At 47.0% G+C, this 3,118-nt stretch carries 2 protein-coding genes; one reads left to right on the top strand and one right to left on the bottom strand.

Features of this window, described 5'->3' with window-relative positions; genetic code table 11:
* The coding region (locus NK638_RS12080) for an L-serine ammonia-lyase (protein ID WP_274633203.1) at window positions 1–975 on the bottom strand (975 nt) is incomplete at its 3' end.
* An 823-nt stretch (window positions 976–1,798) separates the two neighbouring features.
* Between NK638_RS12080 and NK638_RS12075 the strand changes: the two genes are divergently transcribed.
* On the top strand, window positions 1,799–3,118 hold a 1,320-nt coding region (locus NK638_RS12075; protein WP_274633204.1), incomplete at its 3' end, for a solute carrier family 23 protein.

Raw genomic sequence — 3,118 nt, 5'->3', positions numbered from 1 at the left:
TAATAAAAACTTGCGCACGCCGTCTTGACTATAGTTGGGCAAAAAATCACGGTAATAATGTAGCACCGCTGGGATGATGCCCGCTGCACCATTGGTCGGCGCAGTGACCACTTTGCCACCATTGGCGTTTTCTTCATTGACTGCCAGAGCATACAGATCAACCCAGTCCATGGCAGCGAGCTTGTCGGTCTTGGCGATCGATTGGTCTTTTTCAGCGTCTAGCTGTTGGTGCAAGTCTTTAGCGCGGCGTTTGACATCTAGGCCACCTGGCAAGATGCCACCATTGTCACAGCCTTGTGTGACGCAGTCTTGCATCACCGCCCAAATCTGATCCAAATACTCAAATACCGCTGTTTTATCACGAAAGTGGCACTCGTTGGCCAGCATCAGCTCGCTGATACTAAGCTGATGTTGACGACATTGCTCTAATAGCTCTGCGGCACTATTGAAGGGGTACGGCACACTAGCTATCGTAGGGCTGGCATGGTCTTCGTCTGGGTTGGTGGCGTCTTCTTCATTGATGACAAAACCGCCGCCAACTGAGTAGTAAGTCTGCTGATAGCTGCTATCATCTGCTAGCGTCGCGCGCAGGGTCAAGGCGTTTGGGTGATAAGGCAACACCGTCTCATCATACCAGTGAATATCGCGATCTGTATCAAAGTCAATCGTATGCATGCCTGAGAGGGCCAGCTGTTTGGCTGAAAAAATAGGTGCTAAATAATCACTGGTCAAACGCGTATCAATCGTACTGGGCGTATGTCCGAGTAAGCCAAGTAATATGGCTGTGTCGGTGGCATGGCCTTTGCCAGTGGCTGCCAACGAGCCATAAAGCTCAATCTCGATACGCTGGATAGTCGTTAACTCAGCCTGCTTTATCAGTGAGGTCAAAAAAAGATTGGCAGCGACCATCGGACCGACGGTATGTGAGCTTGATGGCCCGATACCGATTTTAAATAAATCAAAAACACTAATCATAATAAATTACCAAAAAGTCATCAGTGATTGGGCAGACAAGATAGCCTGCTTTACGCACTTTGAGTCAATATATAATAGCCAGCCACTACCGATAATCACCTATATGCGGTGCATATGGCGCAGTGGTGGTGGGTGTATTGGAGTCGAAGAACAAAAATAGCCGCTGAATAATAACTTTTATTTAATAAGAAACTCCGTTATTATGCTTCCAGCCAACGGTTGTGTAACATCCTGTAAGTCAGTAGTTGATAGGCTGATGGATAGCAGGACAGCGCCAACTTAGATACTTAGTATAGTGAGTTCAGTATAAAAACGACACAGTATGGCTGGGATGAGTTTTACGCAGCATCGAGCAGCACAGGCACGGCACGCAAGGAAAATTTATACCAGTTCCACGTTGACATATAATGTATCTGTTTTATTTAGAATTAACTATTGAACATATCGGCAATATATCGACCCTGTCACATCCGGTAAAACACAGACATCATAACAAATAATACTTTTGGTTTGCTAGCAAGAAATATAAAAGAATAATTCTCAATAGCAAAAAAGCAAAATAGTCGATTTGTGTTATAAATCATGATGTTATAAATCAAAATATTGCTGCACAGTATCATTCTATTAAAGTGTTTTTATTTTTAGGCTAAGTAAGTAGCTATTGACTAAAATTGAGACACGCCCTTGTTTTTCCTCATCACTCCAGCTCACATAGGACGCGCGCATGTCATCGCCAACAGAACATCCTTCATCTTCCCAAAAAAGCGCTCAAGATAAGCCGGCACAAAACGCCTTAGAAGCGGCGGGTATCGACCCAGCAGCCATGAATCAGCCGCTTCATTCAGATTTTGACAATGGCCGCTGGTTTCCGACATGGCGACCTTATAAAGGCGACTTGGACCGCGATCCTGTCGGTATCAATGAATATCTACCGCCTTCAAAAAGCGTCTTGTTAGGGGTGCAGCATACCTTTGCTATGTTTGGGGCGACGGTGTTGGCACCGCTTTTGATGGGATTTGACCCCAATCTGGCTATCTTGATGTCGGGCATCTGTACTGTGATGTTTTTTATGATCACAGGCGGGCGTATGCCAAGTTATCTGGGCTCAAGCTTTGCGTTCATCGGACCAGTCATTGCAGTGACCGCTTATGCAGGGGCAGGGTTCAATGATAATTTGAGTGTCGCTTTAGGCGGTATCATGGCATGTGGTATCGTCTATGCGCTGATTGGGCTATTGGTGATGAAGACGGGCACTGGCTGGATTGAACGCTTGATGCCGCCCGTTGTCACAGGAGCTATTGTGATGATTATCGGTCTAAACCTAGCGCCAGTGACCATCCAAGGGGTGTCGGCCAATCAGTTTGATGCTTGGATGGCGACGTTGACGGTATTACTCATCAGTGGGGTGGCGGTCTTTACCCGTGGTATGCTGCGCCGCTTGCTGTTGCTGGTGGGCTTGATCTTGTCTTATGTGGCCTATTTTGTGATGACCAATGTTTTGGGCTTCGGCACGGCGATTGATTTTAGTAATGTCGCCGCCGCATCGTGGTTTGGGCTACCAACGATTCATACCCCAAGCTTTGAGATGAGCGCCATTATTCTTATCGCGCCGGTGGCATTTATCCTAGTCGCCGAAAACTTAGGACACTTTAAGGCAGTTGAGGGTATGACAAAAGCGCGCGTGACGCCTTATATGGGCCGCGCGTTTTTTGCAGATGGGCTGGCCACGACCTTTTCGGCAGGGTTTGGTGGCACTGGTGTCACTACCTATGCCGAAAACATCGGTGTCATGGCCGTAACCAAGGTCTATAGCACGACGATATTTGTCGTGGCAGGGTTGGTGGCTATTTTGCTGGGCTTATCGCCAAAGTTTGGTGCCATTATTCAGACGATACCAGCGGCCTTATTAGGCGGTGCTTCTATCGTGGTGTTTGGCCTGATTGCGATTGCAGGGGCAAAGATTTGGATCGACAATCACATCGATTTTAGCAAAAACAGTAATCTGATTATCGCGGCTGTTACTGTCATTATGGGGACAGGTAACTTTAGCTTGCACTTAGGCGGGTTTGATTTGGGCGGCATCGGTACGGCAACTTTGGCTGCTATCGTGTTAAATGTGTTGTTTAATAAAGGCTCTGACAAA

The organism is Psychrobacter sp. A3, from assembly GCF_028823565.1.
GTDB lineage: Bacteria > Pseudomonadota > Gammaproteobacteria > Pseudomonadales > Moraxellaceae > Psychrobacter > Psychrobacter celer.
The sequence above is the reverse complement of the archived record's forward strand: the minus strand, read 5'-3'. Positions and strand labels throughout refer to the sequence as shown.